This is a genomic window from Corynebacterium sp. HMSC06D04 (genome assembly GCF_001807315.1).
GTDB classification, from domain to species: Bacteria; Actinomycetota; Actinomycetes; order Mycobacteriales; family Mycobacteriaceae; genus Corynebacterium; species Corynebacterium simulans.
Genome location: NZ_KV788553.1, coordinates 1 through 978, shown reverse-complemented (window position 1 = coordinate 978; position 978 = coordinate 1). Strand labels below are relative to the sequence as shown.

At 56.5% G+C, this 978-nt stretch carries 1 protein-coding gene; it reads right to left on the bottom strand.

Annotated elements, in window-relative coordinates; translation table 11 throughout:
• Positions 1-333: 333 nt before the first annotated feature.
• Entirely contained in the window at positions 334-915 is a 582-nt protein-coding gene (locus tag HMPREF3155_RS08615) for a hypothetical protein (RefSeq protein ID WP_083281291.1), read from the bottom strand.
• Positions 916-978 lie beyond the last annotated feature (63 nt).

The following is a 978-nucleotide window of genomic DNA, read 5'->3' as shown; positions in this document are numbered from 1 at the left end:
ATGGCCGGAGTAAGAGGTCTTTGTCCTATGACCTGCTGTATCTCGGCGGGGCATGTCGGCGTCAACGTCTAGGGGTATTGAGCAGAGTGATATTTAGCCCGCTGCGTTCGGCTTGGTCGATGTGGATTTGGTCAGGAAACCAGGATGAGGCCGCCGATCCAGCTAAGGAAACGGACGGGGCCTATCGGTGCCAAATGGTGCCAAATGGTGTCAAATGGTGCTAAATGGTGCCAAATGGTGCTACCCTAGTGTTATTGCCACCTGTTACGACAGGATCGGAAGAAGACCCTGGGATCCCAGCCGGACGACTGGACTCAGGGTCTTCGCCTGCCTCTAGAGGGAATCCGGGGCGGGACGGTTGAGGACCACTTTCTCGTGCAGCTTCTCCCAGTACTGCTCTTCCCCTAGATGGACGGAGTTCAGTGCTCCCAGAACGGCATCTGGAATCCAGAGCAGGGGATCATCGCCACCGCGTACGTGTCGCAGTCGGATACCAGCACTTTGTCCTTGGCCCTGCAGGGCAACTATATGGGCGACGTCTCGCCTGTTTTGTGCTTCTTGCCGGCTTTCCAAAGTGACGTTGTGGACGTGCATCTCGGAGAGCTCGAAGTACATCTGCTCCAAGCATTTCCTGCGGTGCCTCTCCGTCTTCTTGCTCACTTCACTCTGGTGGGTGATGATCGCTTGCATGGAGTCGATCTCAGAAAGGGTGTCCACGATTTTTCGGCGTCGGCTATTACGTTCGTCGGTCCAGTGAAGTTTGACCTGGCCAGGAAGTCGTAGTGGACGCAGCTCCTCGCGTATTTTTTCCAAGTCTTGAGTGTCGATGATGGCTGCACACACCATGTACTCCTGCCGGTCTGGGGGTCTAAGGGCGGAGGACTCATCGATGTAGGCGACTAGCTGTGATTCCACCCTGAAATTGTAGCCCGTCCGGGCCGACGCACCCCTCGGCCCGGTACCAACTACCCGGAACAC